This window comes from Streptomyces scopuliridis RB72, assembly GCF_000718095.1.
Classification (GTDB): Bacteria; Actinomycetota; Actinomycetes; order Streptomycetales; family Streptomycetaceae; genus Streptomyces; species Streptomyces scopuliridis.
In genome coordinates, this window is the sequence record NZ_JOEI01000007.1 from 354,959 (window position 1) to 373,343 (window position 18,385).

At 71.8% G+C, this 18,385-nt stretch carries 16 protein-coding genes; 7 read left to right on the top strand and 9 right to left on the bottom strand.

Annotated elements, in window-relative coordinates; genetic code table 11:
- Positions 1–24: 24 nt before the first annotated feature.
- Positions 25–1,368 (bottom strand): MFS transporter, encoded by a 1,344-nt coding sequence (locus tag IF11_RS0110620; protein WP_425315189.1) that lies wholly within the window; start codon positions 1,366–1,368, stop codon positions 25–27.
- 87 nt (positions 1,369–1,455) lie between these two features.
- On the opposite strand from IF11_RS0110620, the gene IF11_RS0110625 reads away from it, so the two are divergent.
- Complete coding sequence (locus tag IF11_RS0110625) at positions 1,456–2,448, top strand: GlxA family transcriptional regulator (RefSeq protein ID WP_030351262.1); 993 nt, start codon at positions 1,456–1,458, stop codon at positions 2,446–2,448.
- 278 nt (positions 2,449–2,726) lie between these two features.
- Here IF11_RS0110625 and IF11_RS0110630 read toward each other — a convergent pair whose 3' ends face one another.
- The 3 genes from IF11_RS0110630 to IF11_RS0110640 all read right to left on the bottom strand — a co-directional run bounded on the left by IF11_RS0110630 (position 2,727) and on the right by IF11_RS0110640 (position 4,681).
- Positions 2,727–3,200 carry an ATP-binding protein gene (locus tag IF11_RS0110630; protein WP_051745762.1) on the bottom strand — a complete coding sequence of 158 codons (474 nt, stop codon included), beginning with the start codon at positions 3,198–3,200 and terminating at the stop codon, positions 2,727–2,729.
- 538 nt (positions 3,201–3,738) lie between these two features.
- Positions 3,739–4,251, bottom strand: coding sequence for an EF-hand domain-containing protein (locus IF11_RS0110635; protein ID WP_030351264.1), 513 nt, complete (start codon positions 4,249–4,251; stop codon positions 3,739–3,741).
- A gap of 55 nt (positions 4,252–4,306) precedes the next feature.
- The gene (locus IF11_RS0110640) at positions 4,307–4,681 is read right to left on the bottom strand and encodes an STAS domain-containing protein (protein ID WP_030351265.1); all 375 of its coding nucleotides are present in this window, start codon (positions 4,679–4,681) and stop codon (positions 4,307–4,309) included.
- A 328-nt stretch (positions 4,682–5,009) separates the two neighbouring features.
- Here IF11_RS0110640 and IF11_RS0110645 point away from each other — a divergent pair, with 328 nt between their 5' ends.
- Positions 5,010–5,591, top strand: coding sequence for an RNA polymerase sigma factor (locus IF11_RS0110645; protein ID WP_030351266.1), 582 nt, complete (start codon positions 5,010–5,012; stop codon positions 5,589–5,591).
- Positions 5,588–6,919 carry a maleylpyruvate isomerase N-terminal domain-containing protein gene (locus IF11_RS0110650; protein WP_030351267.1) on the top strand — a complete coding sequence of 444 codons (1,332 nt, stop codon included), beginning with the start codon at positions 5,588–5,590 and terminating at the stop codon, positions 6,917–6,919. The genes IF11_RS0110645 and IF11_RS0110650 overlap by 4 nt, the downstream gene beginning before the upstream one ends.
- Before the next feature lie 33 nt (positions 6,920–6,952).
- On the opposite strand, the gene purU is transcribed toward IF11_RS0110650, so the two are convergent.
- Positions 6,953–7,837 (bottom strand): formyltetrahydrofolate deformylase, encoded by an 885-nt coding sequence (gene purU, locus IF11_RS0110655; protein WP_030351268.1) that lies wholly within the window; start codon positions 7,835–7,837, stop codon positions 6,953–6,955.
- A 105-nt stretch (positions 7,838–7,942) separates the two neighbouring features.
- A complete protein-coding gene (locus IF11_RS0110660) occupies positions 7,943–8,389 on the bottom strand; it encodes an SCO4402 family protein (RefSeq protein WP_030351269.1) in 447 nt (148 codons plus the stop codon).
- Positions 8,390–8,563: 174 nt separating this feature from the next.
- On the opposite strand from IF11_RS0110660, the gene IF11_RS0110665 reads away from it, so the two are divergent.
- Positions 8,564–9,844, top strand: coding sequence for an ABC transporter substrate-binding protein (locus IF11_RS0110665; RefSeq protein WP_030351270.1), 1,281 nt, complete (start codon positions 8,564–8,566; stop codon positions 9,842–9,844).
- Positions 9,845–9,887: 43 nt separating this feature from the next.
- Here the strand turns inward: IF11_RS0110665 and IF11_RS0110670 are convergent, their stop codons facing one another.
- Positions 9,888–11,510: a hypothetical protein gene (locus IF11_RS0110670; RefSeq protein ID WP_030351271.1), complete on the bottom strand. Its 1,623-nt coding sequence runs from the start codon at positions 11,508–11,510 to the stop codon at positions 9,888–9,890.
- A gap of 294 nt (positions 11,511–11,804) precedes the next feature.
- Positions 11,805–13,187 (bottom strand): NsdA family TPR-like regulatory protein, encoded by a 1,383-nt coding sequence (locus tag IF11_RS0110675; RefSeq protein ID WP_030351272.1) that lies wholly within the window; start codon positions 13,185–13,187, stop codon positions 11,805–11,807.
- A 308-nt stretch (positions 13,188–13,495) separates the two neighbouring features.
- Between IF11_RS0110675 and IF11_RS0110680 the strand changes: the two genes are divergently transcribed.
- From IF11_RS0110680 to IF11_RS0110690, 3 genes are all read left to right on the top strand, one after another.
- Entirely contained in the window at positions 13,496–14,182 is a 687-nt protein-coding gene (locus IF11_RS0110680; RefSeq protein ID WP_030351273.1) for a bifunctional DNA primase/polymerase, read from the top strand.
- A gap of 108 nt (positions 14,183–14,290) precedes the next feature.
- Positions 14,291–15,136, top strand: coding sequence for an ABC transporter ATP-binding protein (locus tag IF11_RS0110685; protein WP_030351274.1), 846 nt, complete (start codon positions 14,291–14,293; stop codon positions 15,134–15,136).
- 2 nt (positions 15,137–15,138) lie between these two features.
- On the top strand, positions 15,139–16,815 hold the full coding sequence (locus IF11_RS0110690; RefSeq protein ID WP_240627804.1) for a transporter: 1,677 nt from the start codon (positions 15,139–15,141) through the stop codon (positions 16,813–16,815).
- A 124-nt stretch (positions 16,816–16,939) separates the two neighbouring features.
- Here IF11_RS0110690 and IF11_RS0110695 read toward each other — a convergent pair whose 3' ends face one another.
- The gene (locus IF11_RS0110695; RefSeq protein ID WP_030351276.1) at positions 16,940–17,800 is read right to left on the bottom strand and encodes an alpha/beta fold hydrolase; all 861 of its coding nucleotides are present in this window, start codon (positions 17,798–17,800) and stop codon (positions 16,940–16,942) included.
- Positions 17,801–18,385 lie beyond the last annotated feature (585 nt).

Here is an 18,385-nt window from a genome sequence, read left to right on the forward strand (position 1 = left end):
GGGCCACCGCCCCGTACCGCCCGCTCACCCCACGCGCTTCAGGCCCCGGATCGCCGGTACGGCCAGCAGCATGGCGCACACCCCCACATTGATCACCGCCCCGGCCACCAGCACTTCCCTTACGCCCACCGACTCCGCGACCGGCCCGGCCAGCGCCCGCCCCACCGCCAGCATGATCAGCGAGCCCGCCACGTCGTACGCGTGCAGCCGGTTGAGCGCCTCGGCGGGGATCTGCGTCTGGACCGTCGTCGACCACATGACCAGCCAGAACGCCAGCGACACACCCCCGGTGAAGAAGCCCGCGGCCAGCAGCGGCACCGGCACGTCGTACGCCAGGACCAGTACGTTCGCGATCACCCCGAACAGCGCGAGCGTGCCCGCGAACAGCGGTCTGACCGGCCGCAGGCGCATCGCCAGCAGCCCGCCCACCACGTTGCCCGCACCGGCGACCGTCATCATCAGACCGAACATCGCCGAGGAGTGCCGCTCGGTGACGACGACCGCCTCCAGCGGTGTGATCGGGCCGAGCACCGTGATGCCGTACACCGACCAGACGGCGATGACCCCCCACAGCCAGGACCGGGCCCGGAACTCGCGCCATCCGCCCATCAGTTCGGCCAGCATCGACTCACCGGTCACCACCGGCGCGACCGACTCCATCCGGATCAGGAAGAGACAGAGCCCGCTGATCCCGAAGGTGGCGGCGTTGACCCCGAAGATCAGTCCGGGCCCGCCGAAGCCGGCCAGCGCGCCCGCGATCGCGGGGCCCGCCATCGCGGTCAGCGCCTCCGCGACCCGCAGCACCGCGTTGCCCCGCTGCACATCGGGCGCGAGCCGCGGAAGCATGCTCGCCACCCCCGGCTGGAAGATCGCGGCGCCCAGGCCGTTGAGCGCGCTGAGCGCGTACACGAGCCAGAGCGCGGGCGCGCCGACGGCGAAGGCGACGGCCAGCACCGCCGTGCCCACCATCCGTATGCCGTCCGCCAGCACCATCATCCGGCGCGGGGTGAACCGGTCGGCCAGCACTCCGCCGACGAGCACGAACCCCGCGAAGCACAGCATCCAGGCGCCGAGCGCGAAGCTGACGGACGACGCGCCGTACCCGGCGTCCAGCAGACCGGCGGCGAGGGCGACCGGCACCATGCCGTCCCCGAAGCGCGCGACGGTACGGGCGAGGAAGAAGAGCCGGAAGTTACGGTTCCAGAGGGTACGGGCGGCCCCTTCCGGAGCCGCCTCGGCCGGGGCTGTCCCGTCCAGGGCTTCGTACGGGGCTTCGTACGGGGCTTCGTACGGGGCTTCGTACGGGGGTGCGGTCGGTTCGGGGCCCGGTTCGGGAATGCGCGGAGCCGCCGTGCGCTTTTCTGTCACAGACGCGACTGATATCAAGTAATGGTCTGGACCACCAGAGCCCATCCGGGGAACGGACCGCGAAGACCGAGGAGAGGAGAGCACGCCATGCCGGACCATCGCCCGCACCGGGTCGTCGTCCTCGCCCTCGACGGGCTGATCCCCTTCGAACTGGGCATCCCGCAGCGGATCTTCGGCCGCGCCCGCGACTCCTCGCGCGCGCCGCTGTACGAGATCGTGACCTGCTCGGTCCGGGAACCGGGGCCGGTACGGACCGACGCCGACTTCTCGATCCTCGTCGAGAACGGCCCCGAGACGCTCGCCACCGCCGACACCGTGGTCGTCCCGGCGTCCCACGAACTCGGTCCGGTCTTCGACGAGGGCAGGCTCACCGACGAGCTCCGCGCCGCCTTCGACCTGCTGCGGCCGGGCACCCGCATGGTCTCGATCTGCACCGGCAGTTACGTGCTGGCCGCCGCCGGATTCCTGGACGACCGCCCCGCCACCACCCACTGGTCCTCCGCCGCCCACTTCCAGCGGATGTTCCCGCGGGTCAAGGTGGACGCGGATGTCCTGTTCATCGACGACGGCGACGTACTGACCTCCGCCGGGGTCGCCGCCGGGATCGATCTGTGCCTGCATATCGTCCGGCGCGACCACGGCACGGCGGTCGCCAACGAGGTCGCCCGGCGTACGGTCGTCCCCCCGTACCGGGACGGCGGCCAGGCGCAGTACATCCGGCGCCCGGTCCCCGAACCGCAGCTGGCGACCACCGCGACCGCCCGTGACTGGGCCCTCGCGCGCCTCCACGAGCCGATCCAGCTGCGTGACATGGCGGAGCAGGAGTCGATGTCCGTACGGACGTTCACCCGCCGCTTCCGCGAGGAGGCCGGGATCAGCCCCGGGCAGTGGCTGGTGCTGCAACGGATCGAACGGGCCAGACAGCTGCTGGAGTCGACGGATCTGTCGGTCGATCAGGTGGCGCGGGACGCGGGGTTCGGCACGGCGCAGTCGATGCGCCAGCATCTCCAGTCGGCGCTGGGCGTCCCGCCGACGGTCTACCGGCGCACGTTCCGCGCGGGATCCGGACCGGGCCGGTAGCAGGTGTCCACGCGGCGGCCGGCTGAGGGGCGCTCAGGAGCCGGATGGCGGGCGCGCACGCGCCGCGGCGCCGTCCGCCATCCGGCTCACCCCGGCGTACGGGCCCCGAGAACCGGCGCCGGGCCACGAACCGCACTCGCCGAGGACGCGACCCGCGCCCCTGGACCCCGGCCGGACAGGATCTCGGCGCGCCCTCGGCGTCCCCTCGCGGCGGATGGCTCATCCCGGCGTGATCACGCCGGGGTGCCCCGTCAACGGCGATTCGGGGGATCGACGCGTCACGCGGGCCGCGGTACAGCGCAGGGGGGCTCATACGTGGCAGGGGCATATGCTTCCGCCGCCACCCCCGGCGCGCTTCTGTCGACCTCGCACCAGATGCGCTTGCCCGCGCCCTCCGGCTGCCAGCCCCACCGGTCGGCGAGGCCGTCGACCAGTTCCAGACCGCGGCCGTTGGTGTCCTCGCCGTCCGCGTGGCGCGGGCGCGGCGGGCAGGCGCTCGTATCGGCGACCTCCACCCGTACCGTGCCGGCCTCGGCCGCGCCCGAGCCGAAGAGCATCCGCAGCACGGCCGGACAGCCGGTGTGCACCACGGCGTTGGTGACCAGCTCCGAGATGAGCAGGATCAGCGTCTCGGCGACCGGCTCATCGTCCTTTATTCCGGAACCGGCCAGCCTGGAACGGGCCCATCTGCGGGCCCGCCCCACCTCCGCGGGATCCGGCCCGACCTCCAACTGAACCTGAAGCACCTGCACCGCTCACACCATCCGAACCGGCGGACACATCGCCTCGCGCCTCGACAAGGGCCTCAACAGAGTCACAAGAGTCTCAAGAGTCACGGAACGTGATTTCCTTGCGAGACAGCATGGTTGACGTACAGTCACCGCAACAAGCGCTTCGGGCATATTCCAGCGCGAAGGAGTACGCGTGGTGCATACTGTGCGACGCCCGCCGCGGGAAGTCGAACACGGGCGCACACGGCGCCTCACTACCGCGCGAGCGGCGCACATTCGCGATCCCGGAGCCGCCGTACCGGCAGCACCGCGACCGTCGCGCCTCACAACGTCTCGCACCCCACGGAGCGTACCGGAGGCCGTACACGACTCCGGCCTGTGACGGCCCGCCACCAGGACACAACCCGGTATCGGCCCCGGGCACCGCGCTCCGGCCACGGACGGTGACGCAACAGAGCGCTGAGGCCAGAGCTTTCCCCTTCCAGCGGAAGGGAGTTGCCACAGCCGGACGGGACGGACTTACCGGCCCGGGGCCGGCGCACCGGCCCCGGGACGCACATCAGGGCTCCGGTGTCACGTAGTACGCCGCGAAGCCGGACAGGATCTCACCTTCATGGATCCTGCCGTCGTGGTCCACGTCCAGCTCCGCCGCCACCCGCGCCGCCGCCTCCGGCTCGACCCCGAGCACCCGCAGCGCGCGCTCGGCCGACGCGGGGGTCACACCGCCGCCGTCCTCGTCGGCGACGGCGATCGCGGCACGCAGGAACGGGCGGGCGATCTCCGCGAACCGCTCCGGGTTGTCCCGCAGCCGCTTCACCGCGCCGGTGACGAACTCCTGCCTGCTGACCCGCTGGTCGCCGTCCACATCCGCGATCCCGGCCATGCCCTGCCAGAACGCCTCGGCCCCGCTGTAGAGCGCCTGTCCCTTGTCGGAGCGTGCCGTCGTACCGAACTCCGCGAGCAGCGCCGCCGCCGCTCCGCTGAAGTCGTCGCGGTCGATGTACCCGCTGCCGTCCTGGTCGAAGGCTGCGAACCGGGAGGCGATCTTGGCCTCGTACTCTGCGCTGTCCATGCCCGGAGCGTACGACGGCCGGGGGCCGCGATGTGTCCCGTTGCGCGGAGAGTGGCTATGCCGAAAGCGGCTGGACGGCGTCATCGACGGCCGCGGGCACGTCCGGGTAGACCTCGAAGAGACGGCGTACGCCCAGGGCCGCCAGAACCCTGTTGACGTGCGAACCCGCCTCGGCGCCACGGGCCGGGAGGATGACGTGGAGCCTGCCCCGGCAGGAGTGGAGCAGCCTGCGCGAGGCGATCAGTACGCCGACCCCGCTGGAGTCGCAGAAGAACACCTGAGAGAGATCGAGCACCAGCGCGTGGCGCCCGGCGGCGACCGCGTCATGGACCCGCTGACGGACCTCCGGCGAGGTCATGAGATCCAGCTCGCCGGTGATGTGCAGCACGGTCCACGGGCCCTGCTCGGACTCCTCCATCGTGAGCGTCACGCGCCTGGACCTTTCCTCGGGTTCCTGGGCTGATCCGGAAGAGGCTGATCCGGAAGTTGTCCTTCCTCATCCCCGCCACTGCCCCGCCGCGCCCCCGCGAAACGTGGTGAAACCTCACGCCGCCGCCCGCGGCGGGCCCGCAGGAGCGCCTCGGGGGCGCACTTGGGCAAAGGGGAGTGCGTTGTCGGTGGCGCCGACTACATTCGAAGGAACGGTGGCCAATGGTGGCCGTCGGCGCGCTTCGACATGATGGTGGACAGGGGCACGGGACCGGACAGAGGCACAGGCAGGCGCACAGAGGAGCAGGGCGAACAGGGCTGGGGGTCGCATGGCGAAGGACACACCGCCCCGCTGGGACCGCAGGATGCACCAGCGGCTGTCGCGGGGCGAGGCGGCGGCTCTCGGTGAGCTGTACGACCGGTACGCGTCGCTGGTGCACGGCCTGGCCCACCGGGTGCTGGACGACGACGACGCGGCGGACCGCGTCACCCGTGAGGTCTTCGGTCATGTCTGGGAGAAGCCGGACACGTACGACCCCAAACAGGGCTCCATACGTTCCTGGGTGGCGAAAGTCACACAGCGGCTGGCCGTGCAGCGGCTCCGGCGTACGGAAGCGGAGGCGTACGAGGCGCGCGGCGAGGGTTCGGCGGAGGAGCTGGAGCAGAAGATAAGCCGGGTCTCGGTGGCCGCGCGGGCGGACTACATAGTCAGGTCGATGCCGACGCCCCTGTGGGACGCGCTGGAGCTGGCGTACTTCCAGCGCAGGGACTACCGCCAGACCGCGGCGGACCTCGGTGTCACGGAGGACGAGGCGCGGCGCCGGCTGCGGCTCGGGCTGCAACTGCTCTCCACGGCCAACGCCCAAGCAGGGAGCGGCTCGTCACCGCCGGACAACGGACGTTCCTTGTGACCGGCCCTCTGGACGGCGGCGCCCATGACGGCCGCGATCCGGACGAGCGGGCGGCGTTCCTCCGTATCCCGGCCCCGAGGACGGCGCCGGACGACATGACGGAAGAGGAGAGACCGCCGACACCGGAGCAGCGGCAGGCGCCGCGGGCGCCGGAGCCGCGGGCGCCGGAGCCGCGGGCGCCGGAGCCGCGGCAGGCGCCAGAGGCCCGTGAGGCGGCGCCCGTCGCCGAGCCGCTGTCGCACAAGGTGCTCATGTCGCTGCTCGGAGCCTGGGCGCTGAGCGCCTGCTCCGCCGAGGAGACCGCGCTCGTCGAGGCGCATCTCACCGAGTGCGCCCCCTGCGCGGACGAGGCGCTCCGGCTGCGCGACGCCGTAGGACTGCTGCACGCCGACGGGAACCTGGACCTCGACCCGCTGCTGCGCTCCCGCGTGCTGGAGAACGCTCTCGGCCGCCGCCCCGCCCGTGTCCCGGTGCCCGGCTGGGCCGCCCCGTACGACGCCGAGACCGCGCGGCTCGACGCGCTCCTGCGGGACATCGGCGACGCCGAGTGGCACGCGCCCGTACGGCTCAAGTGGTACGAGGACGAGGGAGCCGTCTCCCGCCGGACAACCGTCGCCGGGGTGATCGGCCATCTGATGACCGTCGACGGCCTCGTCGCGACCTCCCTCGGGCTCGACGACCCGATCGGCTCCGACGCCTCCGCCCACCCGACCGAGCGTACGGAGAACTTCTGGCGGGCCGCGAAGCCCCCGCCGACCCGCACCGTCCACGAGCCCTGGCGCGAGCAGAGCCACACCCTCATCAGGACGGTGTCCTTCGCGGGCCGCGGGGTCGCCGAACTCTCCGTGTCGTACGGGTTCTTCGCCCTGCCCCTGCGCGACGCGCTGCTCGACCGCGCCTTCGAGTGCTGGGTGCACGGCGCGGACATCGCGGAGGCGGTGGACTACCCGTACAAGCCGCCCACCAGCGGCCATCTGCACGAGATGATCGATCTGGCGACGCGGCTGCTGCCCGCCGCCCTCGCCATCCGCCGCCGGAGCGGTCTCGCGACACCGGCCCGGGAGCTGGTGACGGCGGGCTCGCCCGGCAGGTCGCTGCATCTGGAGATCGAGGGCGCGGGCGGCGGCGACTGGTTCATCGCGCTGGACTCGCCGGCGGCGGTCGGCTCCCGCGAGCGGGCCGTGGCGCACGTCGCGCTGGACGGCGTCGAGTTCTGCCAGCTGGTGGCCGGACGGGTGTCGCCGGAGGACGCGGCGGCGGGCCAGGACGGTGACCGTGAGGCGATCAGGGACGTGCTGTTCGCGGCGGCCACGATGAGCCGTCTCTGAGCCGTCTCCGAAAACCGCTCCGGCCGGGACCGGTCAGCCGAAGACGACGGTGCGGTGCCCATTGAGCAGGATCCGGTGCTCCGCGTGCCACTTCACCGCGCGCGCCAGCGCCTGGCACTCCACGTCCCGGCCGATCGCGACCAGTTGAGCGGGCGTCACCTGATGGCCGACCCGCTCGACCTCCTGCTCGATGATCGGGCCCTCGTCGAGATCGGCCGTCACATAGTGCGCCGTCGCGCCGATCAGCTTCACGCCCCGCGCGTGCGCCTGGTGGTACGGCTTGGCGCCCTTGAAGCTCGGCAGGAAGGAGTGGTGGATATTGATGATCCGGCCGTTCAGCTGCTTGCACAGATCGTCCGAGATGACCTGCATATAGCGGGCGAGCACCACCAGCTCCACCCGCTCCGCGCGGACCAGCTCCAGCAGTTCGGCCTCGGCCGCCGCCTTGGTGTCCCTGGTCACCGGGATGTGGTGGAACGGGATGTCGTACGAGGCGGCCAGATCGGCGAAGTCCGTATGGTTCGAGACGACCGCGACGATGTCCACCGGCAGGGCGCCGATGCCGGCCCGGAAGAGCAGATCGTTCAGGCAGTGGCCGAACTTGCTGACCATGAGGATGATCCGCATCCGCTCGTCCGCGCGGTGGATCGCCCACTCCATCCGGAACGAGTCACCGATGGCGGCGAAGCTCGCCCGCAGCTTCTCCACGGTCACCGGGGCGTCCGCCGAGAAGTGCACCCGCATGAAGAAGAGACCCGTGTCGTGGTCCCCGAACTGCTGACTGTCCTCGATGTTGCAGCCGGTCATGAAGAGATAGCTCGACACGGCGTGCACGATGCCCTGCTTGTCCGGGCAGGACAGCGTGAGCACGTACTGATCGGACGGCGGGGCGGCGGGTGGCGGCGTGGCGGTGGTCATGACCCCAGAGGATCCCACATCTGTCCCGCGCGCCCCGGAATCGGCCAGTACGTGGACATTGCGCCGAGTGACGCCGAGTGACGCCCTGGGTGCACCGTGGTGCCGTCAGGCGGACCGCGTCATGATCCGCAGCACGTCCAGCGAGGTCGGCACCACATCCGGGTCGTCCCCGTCGCTCGTCGCCAGCCGTACGTGCGCCTCGCGGGCGGCCCGTACCGCTTCCGGCCAGCCATGGTGCTCCAGATAGGCGGAGACGGGCGCGTCCGCCCCAACCTGGTGCATGATGCGCAGCACCCGGAGCACGGCGAGATCGACGAGGGCGGCCTCGCCCGAGTCGCGGAAGATCGTGCCGACGTATTTCTCGGCGGACCAGTTGTCCAGCCAGGTGTCCTCGACGAGACGGTAGACGGCGTCGGTGACGTCGCCGTACCCCTCCAGGCCGGCCAGCCAGTACTCCTGGTGGAAGACGGGATCGGAAAGCATGTGCAGCGCCGAGCGCACATTGCTGCGCCAGCGCCACCACGGCATGTCATTGAGCGGCATGCCGCCCATGGTGGGGGAGCGACGGGCACGACGGGAAGAGTTCTCGGAACCTTGCTGCACAGTCCACGACTTTACGTTCCGCGCGGGGGCGTACGGCCGGGCCCCCGCAATTCACCTCCAGGTCACCGAACGTTGGTCTCCGCTCACTCAGGCGTTACTCGGAGGGCGGAAGTGTGCATGAGTATGACCGGTTGGCGACGCTCCTCCTCCCCCCGCCCCTTCCAGTCCGGCGCGGTCCGCGCCCTCTGTATGACGGCGGCCGGGGCCTCGCTTCTGTCACTTCTGACCGGCTGCGGCGTTCTCCCTGGCGGCTCGGGGGGCTCCAGGGAGCCCGTCACGGTCATGACCTGGGCGCCGGTCGGTACCAATGCCACGAATCTGCCCGGGATGCCCGCCATGGCGAAGGCGTACGCCCGCTGGGTCAACGCGTCCGGCGGCATCGACGGCCACGAGCTGCGGGTCCTGACCTGCAACGAGCGCAACGACACCGCGGGCGCCGCCGAGTGCGCGCGCCGGGCGGTGCAGGAGAAGGCCGTCGCGGTCGTCGGCTCGTACAGCCAGCACGGCCGCGAGTTCATGGCACCGCTGGAGGCCGCGTCGATCCCGTACCTCGGCGGATATGGCGTCACGGAGGAGGAGTTCACGAGCTTCCTCTCGTACCCCGTCAACGGCGGCCAGGCCGCGCTCCTCGCGGGCAACGGCCTTCAGCTGGCCCGTAATTGCGACAAGACCGCGCTGGTACGGCCCGACACGATCACCGGCGACGACCTGCCCGAGCTCCTCAACTCCGGCCTGACCAAGGGCAAACGCGGCCCGGCCACCGATATCCGCGCGGCGGAGGACGCCACCGACTACACCGGCGCGTCCGGCCGCGCCCGCGAGAGTGCCCAGGACGGCGGCTGCGTCACCGCGGTGCTCGGCGACCGCACGGAGACGTTCTTCGACTCCTACCGCCGCCTCCCCGAGGACGGCCGCGACATCCGCGTCTCCTCGGTCCTCGGCAGCGTCGGCCAGCCGCTCATCAACCGCACGGGCGGCAAGAACGGCCCCTTCGAGGGCGCGTACCTCACCGGCTGGTACCCGGTGGCGAGCGACCCGGCGTGGAAGCCGATGCGCGACGTGATCGACACATACGCCTTCGGCGACAACGACATCGACCCGGCCGACCCGGGCGCCCAGACCACCTGGATCGCGTACACCGCCCTCAAGGCGGTCATCGAGTCCGTCGACAGCGACACCATCACCCCGGGCAGAATCGCGGACACCCTGGACCGCGGCGTACGGGTCGACACGGGCGGCCTGACCCCACCCCTGCGCTGGCGCTACGAGGACATGCTGGGCACACCGGGCTTCCCGCGGATCGTGAACGGGAACGTGACGTTCCAAGTGGTGCGCGACGGAAGGCTGGTGGCGGACAAGAAGGGCTTCGTCAACGTGGCCGAAACCCTGAGCGGCGCGCACTAGTACTGCAACGGTGCTGTTGCAGTACTAGGTCCTGTCTTCAGGGCTACAGCTGGGTGGGGGCCCGTTCCGTCAGGCCGTATTTCGTGGCGATGCTGTTCCACAGGCCCGACGCCTTGTGCTTCGCCGCCGTGGCCTCGCCGCTCGCCTGGTTTCCCTTGGCCGCTTGGGAGGTTGTGCGCGCATGGCCGTCCTTGCAGCCCTTCTTGCCCTTCGTCTGCTTGGCCCACTGCGCGTAGTGGTCGTCCGCCGAGGCCGAGGCCTGCCAGGCGTCGGTGAGGGAGGACGTCAGTTCGGTGTGGTTGGGGAGTTTGTCGAGCGTCAGCGCTTCCAGCTGGGTCACCAGGCCCCGTCGCTGCTCGGCCGCCCCGTGGAGGTCGGTGGCCGCCTGGTCGAGGTTGTCGCAGGACTTGATGTCCTCGACCGCGCTGATGACCGTCGAGCGGCTGCTGTTGCTGTCCGCGAGGAGCTTGTCGAGCGCCTCGGCCTGTTGCTTCACCGGGTCCGGGGCGGCCTGGATGGAGGGTTCGGTGCTGGGTGAGCTCTCCGACGCCACCGTCTTGCTGTCGTCCTGAGGCGAGTCGCCGCCGCCGCTCATCAGGGCGCCCGCGCCCAGGCCGAGGACGGCGCAGCCGACGACGACAGCCGCGATCAACGGCGCGCGGGACGACTTGCGGCGCGCCGAGCCGCGCCCGCCGCCCGTCGGGCCCTGCTGCGCCGGCGGCTGCTGGTACGCGGCGGGCTGCTGGCCGTACGCCCCGCGCTGCTGCTGGGGCTGCTGTGGCGGCTGCGGCCCCCGGCCCGCGTCGAACTGGGGCATCTGCTGCGTCGACTCCGCGCCCTGTCCCCCGCCCGGCCCGTCGGTACGGAAGAGGTTGTCGAACTCCGCGGGCGGCTGGCGGTCGCCGGGGGCGCCGGGCCGGATGCCGTACGGGGCTCCGGGGGGCGCGGCCGGGACGTTCTGCGCGGGGACGGGCGCGATGTACTGCGTGGCGTCCGCGTCCGGGCCCTGCGGGGGCGGCGCGGTGGACGGCAGGTACTGCGTGGCCTCCGCGGCGCTCTCCGGCGGCAGCATGCCGGGGCCAGGCGGGATCGGTGCGATGAACTGCGTGGCGTCCGAGTCCCCCATCGCGGGCACCGGCGGCAGATACTGCGTCGCGTCCGCGCTGCCGGGCGCGGGCGCCTCCGCCGGCAGCGGCAGAGGCTGCGACAGCGACTGCGCCTGCACCGGAGGCAGGGGCTGTGGCAGGGGCTGTGGCTGCGACGGGGGCTGCGCCTGCGGAAGCCGCTGCCCCTGCGGATACTGCTGGTACGGCGCGTACGGCTGCCCCTCGGCCGGCTGCCCGTGGACCGGTTGCCCCTGCGCCGGCGGCAGCGGAGCGCCGTACGACTGGCCGCCCTGCTGCGGCTCGTACGACTGCCCGTAGGTCTGCCCGTACGACGGCGGGGCCGACGGCGCGCCGCCCCCGTACCCGGGCTGGTCCTGGCGGCCGTCCTGCGGGCCCCAGGGCTGTCCCCACGGCTGCCCGCCGGTCGGCACGGCCCGGTCCTGGTCCGCGGCCGTGCCGGGAATCCAGGGCCCGCTGCCGTCGCTGGGCAGCACCACGCCTTCGTGCGCGGGGCGAGCGGCGGGGTGCTGCGGCTCATCCCCTTGTCCGCTGTGCGTCACCGGGACTCCTACGTGTGGAACGTGTGGACCTACCGAATCGTCGGTTCACGCTACCGGGTGAATCGCGGCCACTGCCACGCGCGTCGGCCCTGTAACAACTCGTCCCCTCCAGACGCTGATAACGGGTCCGAATTCACCCACCCCGCCCCGGACTTGATCATCCCCACGGCGCCCACACCGTGCCATCACCGCGCCATCACGCACAGGGCTCCGCCAGGTCCTGTCCGGTCGGCCCTCGTGGACCACGAAGACCGACCGGGCAGGACCTGGGAGCTAGGGCCTGTCCGGGCGCCTTCACGCCGCCTGGATCTCCAGCCTCGCCCCGAACTCCCGCACCGCGGGCTCGTTGGCGTACGGCTCCAGCCGCTGCTGGAGATCGTCGAGATACTCCGCGCCCCGGCTGGAGCGCAGCGTACCCAGCAGTTCCACCGCGCGCGTGCCCGTCCGGCACGCCTCCTCGACCTCCCGCTGCTGGACCTGGGACGTGGCCAGCAGGACGAGCCCGATCGCCCGCCGCCTGGCCCGGGACTCGGGATGGCCCGCCAGTGAGTCCTCGGCATGCCGGGCCGCCGCCTCCGGCCGGCCCAGATCGCGGTAGCAGTGCGCCAACTCGTCGGCGAGATAGGCGTGATCGAAATGCCTGATCCAGTCCGGATCGTCGCCCGAGGCGTCGCCCGACTGCTCCAGCGCGGTGACCGCCCGGCCGACGGCCGCCTCGCAGGTACGGGCGTCGCCCAGCAGCGCGTGCCCCCGGGCCTCGGCCGCGTGGAACATGGCCTGCGCCCTCGGCGCCACCTGCCCGCGCGCCCCTTCCTGAGCCGCCCGCGCCAACTGCGCGATCTCACGCGGATTCCCGAGCTGCGCCGCCAGATGACTCATGGACGCGGCCAGCACATAGCCGCCGTAACCGCGGTCCCCGGACGCCTGGGCCAGCCGCAGCGCCTGGATGTAGTAGCGCTGGGCGAGCCCCGGCTGACCGGTGTCGATCGCCATATAGCCGGCCAGCTCGGTCAGTCGGGAGACCGCCGCGAAGAGCCGCCGGCCGACCGACTCCCGGTACGAACCGGAGAGCAGGCCCGACACCACGCTGTTCAGATAGTGGACGACGACGGGACGGACATGGCCGCTGCCGAAGCGGTGGTCGAGATCGATGAGGGCCGCGGTCATGGCCCGTACCGCCTCGACATCCGAATCCCCCACCCGCGCACCGGTGTTGCGTGCGACGGCCGGGTCCGCGCCCGTGATCAGCCAGTCCCTGCTGGGCTCGACGAGCGCCGAGGACGCGACCGCCGAGCCGGAGAGGAAGTCACGGCGGCCCACATCGCTGCGCCACAGCTCACAGGCCTGTTCGATCGCGCCCATGACGGTGGGCGAGAACTGCAGGCCGACGCCCGAGGCCAGATTCTTGCCGTTCGCCATCCCGATCTCGTCGATCGTGACCGTACGGCCCAGCTTCCGGCCCAGCGCCTCGGCGATGACGCCCGGGGCCCGGCCACGCGGCTGCTGTCCGCGTAACCAGCGCGCCACCGAGGTCTTGTCGTAGCGCAAGTCCAACCCGCGCTCCGCGCCCACCATGTTGACGCGTCGGGCGAGCCCGGCGTTGGAACACCCCGCCTCCTGGATGAGCGCCTGGAGCCGTTCGTTCGGCTGGCGTGCGACGAGTGGTCTGGCTGCCAATGGATACCCCCTGTGGCCGCAGTGATCAGCTCACTGAACACTGCCCGTCACATATGCAAAGAATGCACATGTTCGGTGATAACGGAATAATTCGAGGATTTTCAGAAAGCTTCGGTAAACACGGCAGGGCTTCCCTGCGTGCCGCCCGCGTTGCCCATATGTTGTCGGACCCCCGAGGGTGGCTACCCCCTTACCGCCCCACCCCTTCCCGCGCGCCCCCACCCATGCATCCATGCGCCCCATTTGCAGGGCGGATGTTCCCCGGCGTGGCAACGGGCACCCCGTAACCCGTGGTGGCGGCGGTAGTTGTGCTGTTCGTGGAAGAGACCATCGGAGTGACGGACACGGCGCACATCCCTCAACAGCGGGGCGACCAGTTGCTGGACAGCGCGGTGCGGTACGCGGAAGAGCGGCACTGGGACGTGTTCCCCGGTACCTGGCTGGAGGCGGCGGACGGCCGGGAGACATGCTCGTGCGAGCGGACCGACTGCCCGGTGCCCGGGGCGCACGCGACCGGTCCCGACTGGGCGGCCCGGGCGACGGGCAGCGCGGTCGCGGCGCGCAGACTCTGGTCGAAACAGCCCAGGGCGTCGGTCCTGCTGCCGACGGGACGCACCTTCGACGCGCTCGACGTACCGGAATCGGCCGGCTTCCTGGCGCTGGCCCGGATGGAGCGGATGGAGCTGACGCTCGGGCCGGTGACCCGTACCCCGGACCGGCGGATGCTGTTCTTCGTCCTGCCCGGCGCGGCGCTCAAGGTGGACGACCTCGTACGCGGGCTGGGCTGGACGCCCGAGGCGATCGACCTGGTCACGCGGGGCGAGGGGGAGTACGTGGCGGCCCCGCCGACGCGGATCGGCGGCAGTGGCGCGGTGCAGTGGGCGCGCCGGCCCACGCACGCCAACCGCTGGCTGCCGGACGTCGAAGATCTGATGAGCCCCCTGGCGTACGCGTGCGGGCGGGAGGCCGCCGAGGAGCGGGCCCGCCGCGCCTAGGGCCTGTCCGGGCCCGTACGTGCTTAGACCTTGTCCAGGCCCCGTACATAAGGTGGTCCCCGTAGCTGTACGGGGACATCTGTACGAGACGTCGAAAGGCGGTGCGCGATGCCGGACCAGGCACGGGACCAGGCACGGGATCAGACACCGGCCGAGCGGGGCGAGGGGGCCGACGGGGCGCGGCCGATACCGCCCGCCGTTCAGGTCGAAGGGCTGTGGAAGCGCTTCGGCGAACACATCGCCGTCGCGGGCATCGACCTCGAACTGCCCGCCGGCCAGTTCATCGGCCTGGTCGGACCGAACGGCGCGGGCAAGACCACGACCCTGTCCATGGTCACCGGCCTCCTCCGGCCCGACCAGGGGCGGGTACGGGTCGCCGGGCACGACGTCTGGCGCGACCCCGTCGAGGTCAAGGCGCGGATCGGCGTCCTGCCGGAGGGGCTGCGGCTCTTCGAGCGGCTCTCCGGGCGGGAACTCCTCGGCTACACGGGGCGGCTGCGGGGGCTGCCGGGCGCCGAGGTCGACAAGCGGGCCACCCAGCTTCTCGACGTACTGGACCTGGCGGGCGCACAGCACAAACTCGTTGTCGACTACTCGACAGGTATGCGAAAGAAAATCGGCCTCGCGGCAGCGCTGCTCCACAACCCCCAGGTCCTCTTCCTGGACGAGCCGTTCGAGGGCGTCGACCCGGTCTCCGCGCAGACGATCCGCGGCGTCCTGGAGCGCTATACGGACTCGGGCGCGACCGTCGTCTTCTCCAGCCATGTCATGGAGCTGGTCGAGTCGCTGTGCGACTGGGTCGCCGTGATGGTGGCGGGCCGTATCCGCGCGCAGGGCACCCTCGAAGAGGTACGGGGTGACGCGCCTTCCCTCCAGAACGCCTTCCTGGAGCTGGTGGGCGCACAGGGACGCGGCGCCGGGGAGTCGCTGGACTGGCTGGGCGGCGCGCGATGAACATGGCCGAGAACAACCCCGCGCCGATAGCGTCCGACCGGCTTGCGTCCGACCCGCTCACGTCCGTCTCGTCGGCGTCCGTCTCGCCCGCGTCGGTCTCGCTCACGCCCGTCTTCGTACGGCTGAAGCTCTCCCTCCTGCGCAACGGGCTGCGGCAGTCGTCGGGCCGGGCGGTCGCGTACATCGCGTCGGCGGTCATCGCGCTGCTCCTCGCGGCTGCGCAGTTCCTCGGTCTGTTCCTGCTGCGCGGAAGCGACCACGCGGGCACGCTGGTCGTGCTGCTGACCGCCCTGCTGGCGCTGGGCTGGGCCGTGATGCCGCTCTTCTTCCCCGGCGGCGACGAGACGCTCGACCCGACCCGGCTGGTGATGCTGCCGCTGCGCCCGCGACCGCTGGTCGGGGCGCTGCTCGCGGCCTCGCTGGTGGGGATCGGCCCGCTGTTCACGCTCTGTCTGGCGGTCGGCTCGTCGGCGGCGACGGCACACGGCGCGGCGGCCGTCGCCGTCTCGGTCCTGGCCGTACCGCTGGTCCTGCTCGTGTGCGTGGCGCTGGCCCGCGCCGTCGCGACGGCCAATATCCGGCTGCTGACCTCCCGCAAGGGCCGTGATCTGGCCGTCCTGAGCGGTCTGGTGATCGCGGTGGGCATCCAGGTCGTCAACTTCGGCGTCCGGCGGCTGGGGGAGGCGGGCGGGCTCGCCGCGCTCGACCCGGCGGCACGGGTCGTACGGTGGCTCCCGCCGGCGTCCGCGATGGGCGCGGTGGAGTCGGTCAGCGAGGGCGCGTACGGGCGGGCCGTGGCCCAGCTGCTGCTGACGGTGGCCGCGCTGGCGGCCCTGCTGTACGCGTGGCAGCGGTCGCTGGTGAAGCTGATGACCGCCCCGGACGGCTCGACGCTCGCGACGGCCGAACCGGCCCGCAAGGAGTCGGTGTGGCAGCCGGGGCGGCTGCTGCCCGAGGGGCGTACGGGCACGGTGATGCTGCGCAGTCTGCGGTACGTGTGGCGCGACCCGAAGACCAAGGCGGCCTGGGTGACCTCGCTGGCCATCGGTCTGATCGTGCCGCTGTTCAACGCGCTCCAGGGCACGGGCACGATCTACTTCGCGTGCTTCGCGGCCGGCATGCTCGGCATCCAGATGTACAACCAGTTCGGCCAGGACACGTCGGCCTTCTGGATGGTGGCGCTGACGATCTCCTCGACGCGGGACGCCTATCTCGAACTGCGCGCGCGTGCGCTGGCGCTGCTGGTGATCACCCTGCCCTACTCGGCGCTGGTGACCGTGGCCACGGCGGCGCTGCTGGGCGACTGGCAGGCCCTGCCCGAGGCGCTCGGGCTGTCCTTCGCGCTGCTCGGCGCGATGCTGGCGACGGGCGCGGTCGCCTCGGCGCGCTTCCCGTACTCGATACCGCAGGACAGCGGATACAAGAACGTCGCCCCCGGCCAGGCCGGTCTCGCCTGGATCTCGATCTTCGGCGGCATGCTCGGCGGGGCGCTGCTGTGCGCGCCGGTGCTCGCGCTGACGATCTGGATCCATGTCTCCGGCGCGGACGAATGGGCGTGGCTGCTGCTCCCGGCCGGTGCGGCGTACGGGGCCCTGGCGGCGGCGGGCGGCCTCCGTGTGGCGGCCCCGCGGACGGCGGAGCGCCTGCCGGAGATCCTCATGGCGGTCAGCAAGGGCTGACGCGCCTGAGGGCCGGCCCGGCCGGCCTTCGTGATCGTCGCGTCGGGGCGTCCCGTCGCGTCGAAGCATCGCGCTCAAAGCATCCCGTCGCGTCGAAGCGCCGCGCTCAAAGCATCCCGACGCGTCAAGGCGTCAGCACACCGTCCAGGAACGGTTCGATCGCCGCCCGCCAGGCTTCCGGCTGGTCGTAATGGGCGAGATGGCCCGCGTCCACCTCCGCGTACTGGCCGCGCGGCAGCACCCGCACCATTTCCTGCGCCTCCGCGCGGCCCAGCTCCCCGTCCAGACCGCGGATCACCAGGGTGGGGCACTGGACCTGCGCCAGCTCCTCCCAGTGCGCGTCATGGACCCAGGTCGCCCGGGACGTCAGCATCTGGCGGCGCGAGAAGACCGGGCGCCAGCCGTCCGCGCTCTCCGCCATCACCTCGGCGAAGAACTCGCCCCGCGCCGGCGTGGGACGCTCCACCCAGGGGTCGTCCTCGCCGAACCACTTCCGTACGTCGGCGAGCGTCGCGAACGGGACGGGCCAGGCGCGGAACCAGTCCGCCCACTCCCGCTGGGACGCCGCCCCCAGCGCCGAGGCCCGCATGTCACAGATGACCAGGGCCCGGACCAGATCGGGGCGCTTGGCGGCCAGTTGCCACGCGGTGAGCGCGCCCATCGAGTGGCCGATGAGCGTGACGGGCGCCAGCCCGAGCTGTTCGATCGCGGCCTCGGCATCGGCCACGTACGCCTCGCGCGTGAACGGCCCCTCGGGCGGCTTGTCGCTGCGGCCGTGGCCGCGCTGGTCGAGCGCGATCGCGCGGTGCCGCTCCGAGAGCCAGCGCGCCGTGGCGGCCCAGTGCGAGGCGCGGCCCATGAGGCCGTGCAGCAATAAGACGCCGGAGGCCCTCTGCGTCTCCTCGCGTCGCTTGGGCGGGTCGGCAAACTCCCAGGCAGCGAGACGTACACCGTCCGCTCCGGTCACATCGATGCGCTGCACCATGCGTCCCGGCACCCCCTTCGGTCCTGAGTGGTCGAGTCGGATTCCGCTCTGGCCCCGTTCCGATGCGTCCAGCCGCGCCAGACTATCGAACTCCCATTCGAAAATACGATTCCCCCGCGCAACACCGCTCGTTCGAGTGACCGCGCTCCAGGATTGCCGGACGCGGCCCGGGGGAGATCTCCTCCGGGAGGCGGGCCGCTCGGGGATGACGGTCCGAGGGGAATGACCCTGGGAGCTCGGGGCTCCGGGTCAGCGCAGGGGAGGACAGGCTCCGGTGCCGAAAGGCGCCGGAGCCGCCCCTTCCGGACAGGCCGCCCGGCCCGCACAGATGGCTCGTTTCACACAGGCGTCGTCGCGACGACCGCGACGGCCTCCCCCGCAGGGCATACGCGCCGTACCGCAGACGCCACACACAGTGCACACCCCCGCACAGGCGCATCACCCTGCCCCCTCCCCGGCCTCGGACCGACCCGGGGGCGCACCCCCCGGCCGGCCCTTCAGGTCATATGCCTCTGCCACAGACTGGCACGCGAACGCCCAGCCGTCGCCCCCTCCGGCCGGAAAGCGCATACCCTCCGGCCACGG

Excerpts from the sequence above, each read along its gene's own strand:
- IF11_RS0110625 (WP_030351262.1), top strand. The coding sequence starts at position 1,456 with ATGCCGGACCATCGCCCGCACCGGGTCGTCGTCCTCGCCCTCGACGGG.
- IF11_RS0110635 (WP_030351264.1), bottom strand. The coding sequence starts at position 4,251 with ATGGACAGCGCAGAGTACGAGGCCAAGATCGCCTCCCGGTTCGCAGCC.
- IF11_RS0110645 (WP_030351266.1), top strand. The coding sequence starts at position 5,010 with ATGGCGAAGGACACACCGCCCCGCTGGGACCGCAGGATGCACCAGCGG.
- purU (WP_030351268.1), bottom strand. The coding sequence starts at position 7,837 with ATGACCACCGCCACGCCGCCACCCGCCGCCCCGCCGTCCGATCAGTAC.
- IF11_RS0110660 (WP_030351269.1), bottom strand. The coding sequence starts at position 8,389 with ATGGGCGGCATGCCGCTCAATGACATGCCGTGGTGGCGCTGGCGCAGC.
- IF11_RS0110665 (WP_030351270.1), top strand. The coding sequence starts at position 8,564 with ATGACCGGTTGGCGACGCTCCTCCTCCCCCCGCCCCTTCCAGTCCGGC.
- IF11_RS0110685 (WP_030351274.1), top strand. The coding sequence starts at position 14,291 with ATGCCGGACCAGGCACGGGACCAGGCACGGGATCAGACACCGGCCGAG.
- IF11_RS0110690 (WP_240627804.1), top strand. The coding sequence starts at position 15,139 with ATGGCCGAGAACAACCCCGCGCCGATAGCGTCCGACCGGCTTGCGTCC.
- IF11_RS0110695 (WP_030351276.1), bottom strand. The coding sequence starts at position 17,800 with ATGGTGCAGCGCATCGATGTGACCGGAGCGGACGGTGTACGTCTCGCT.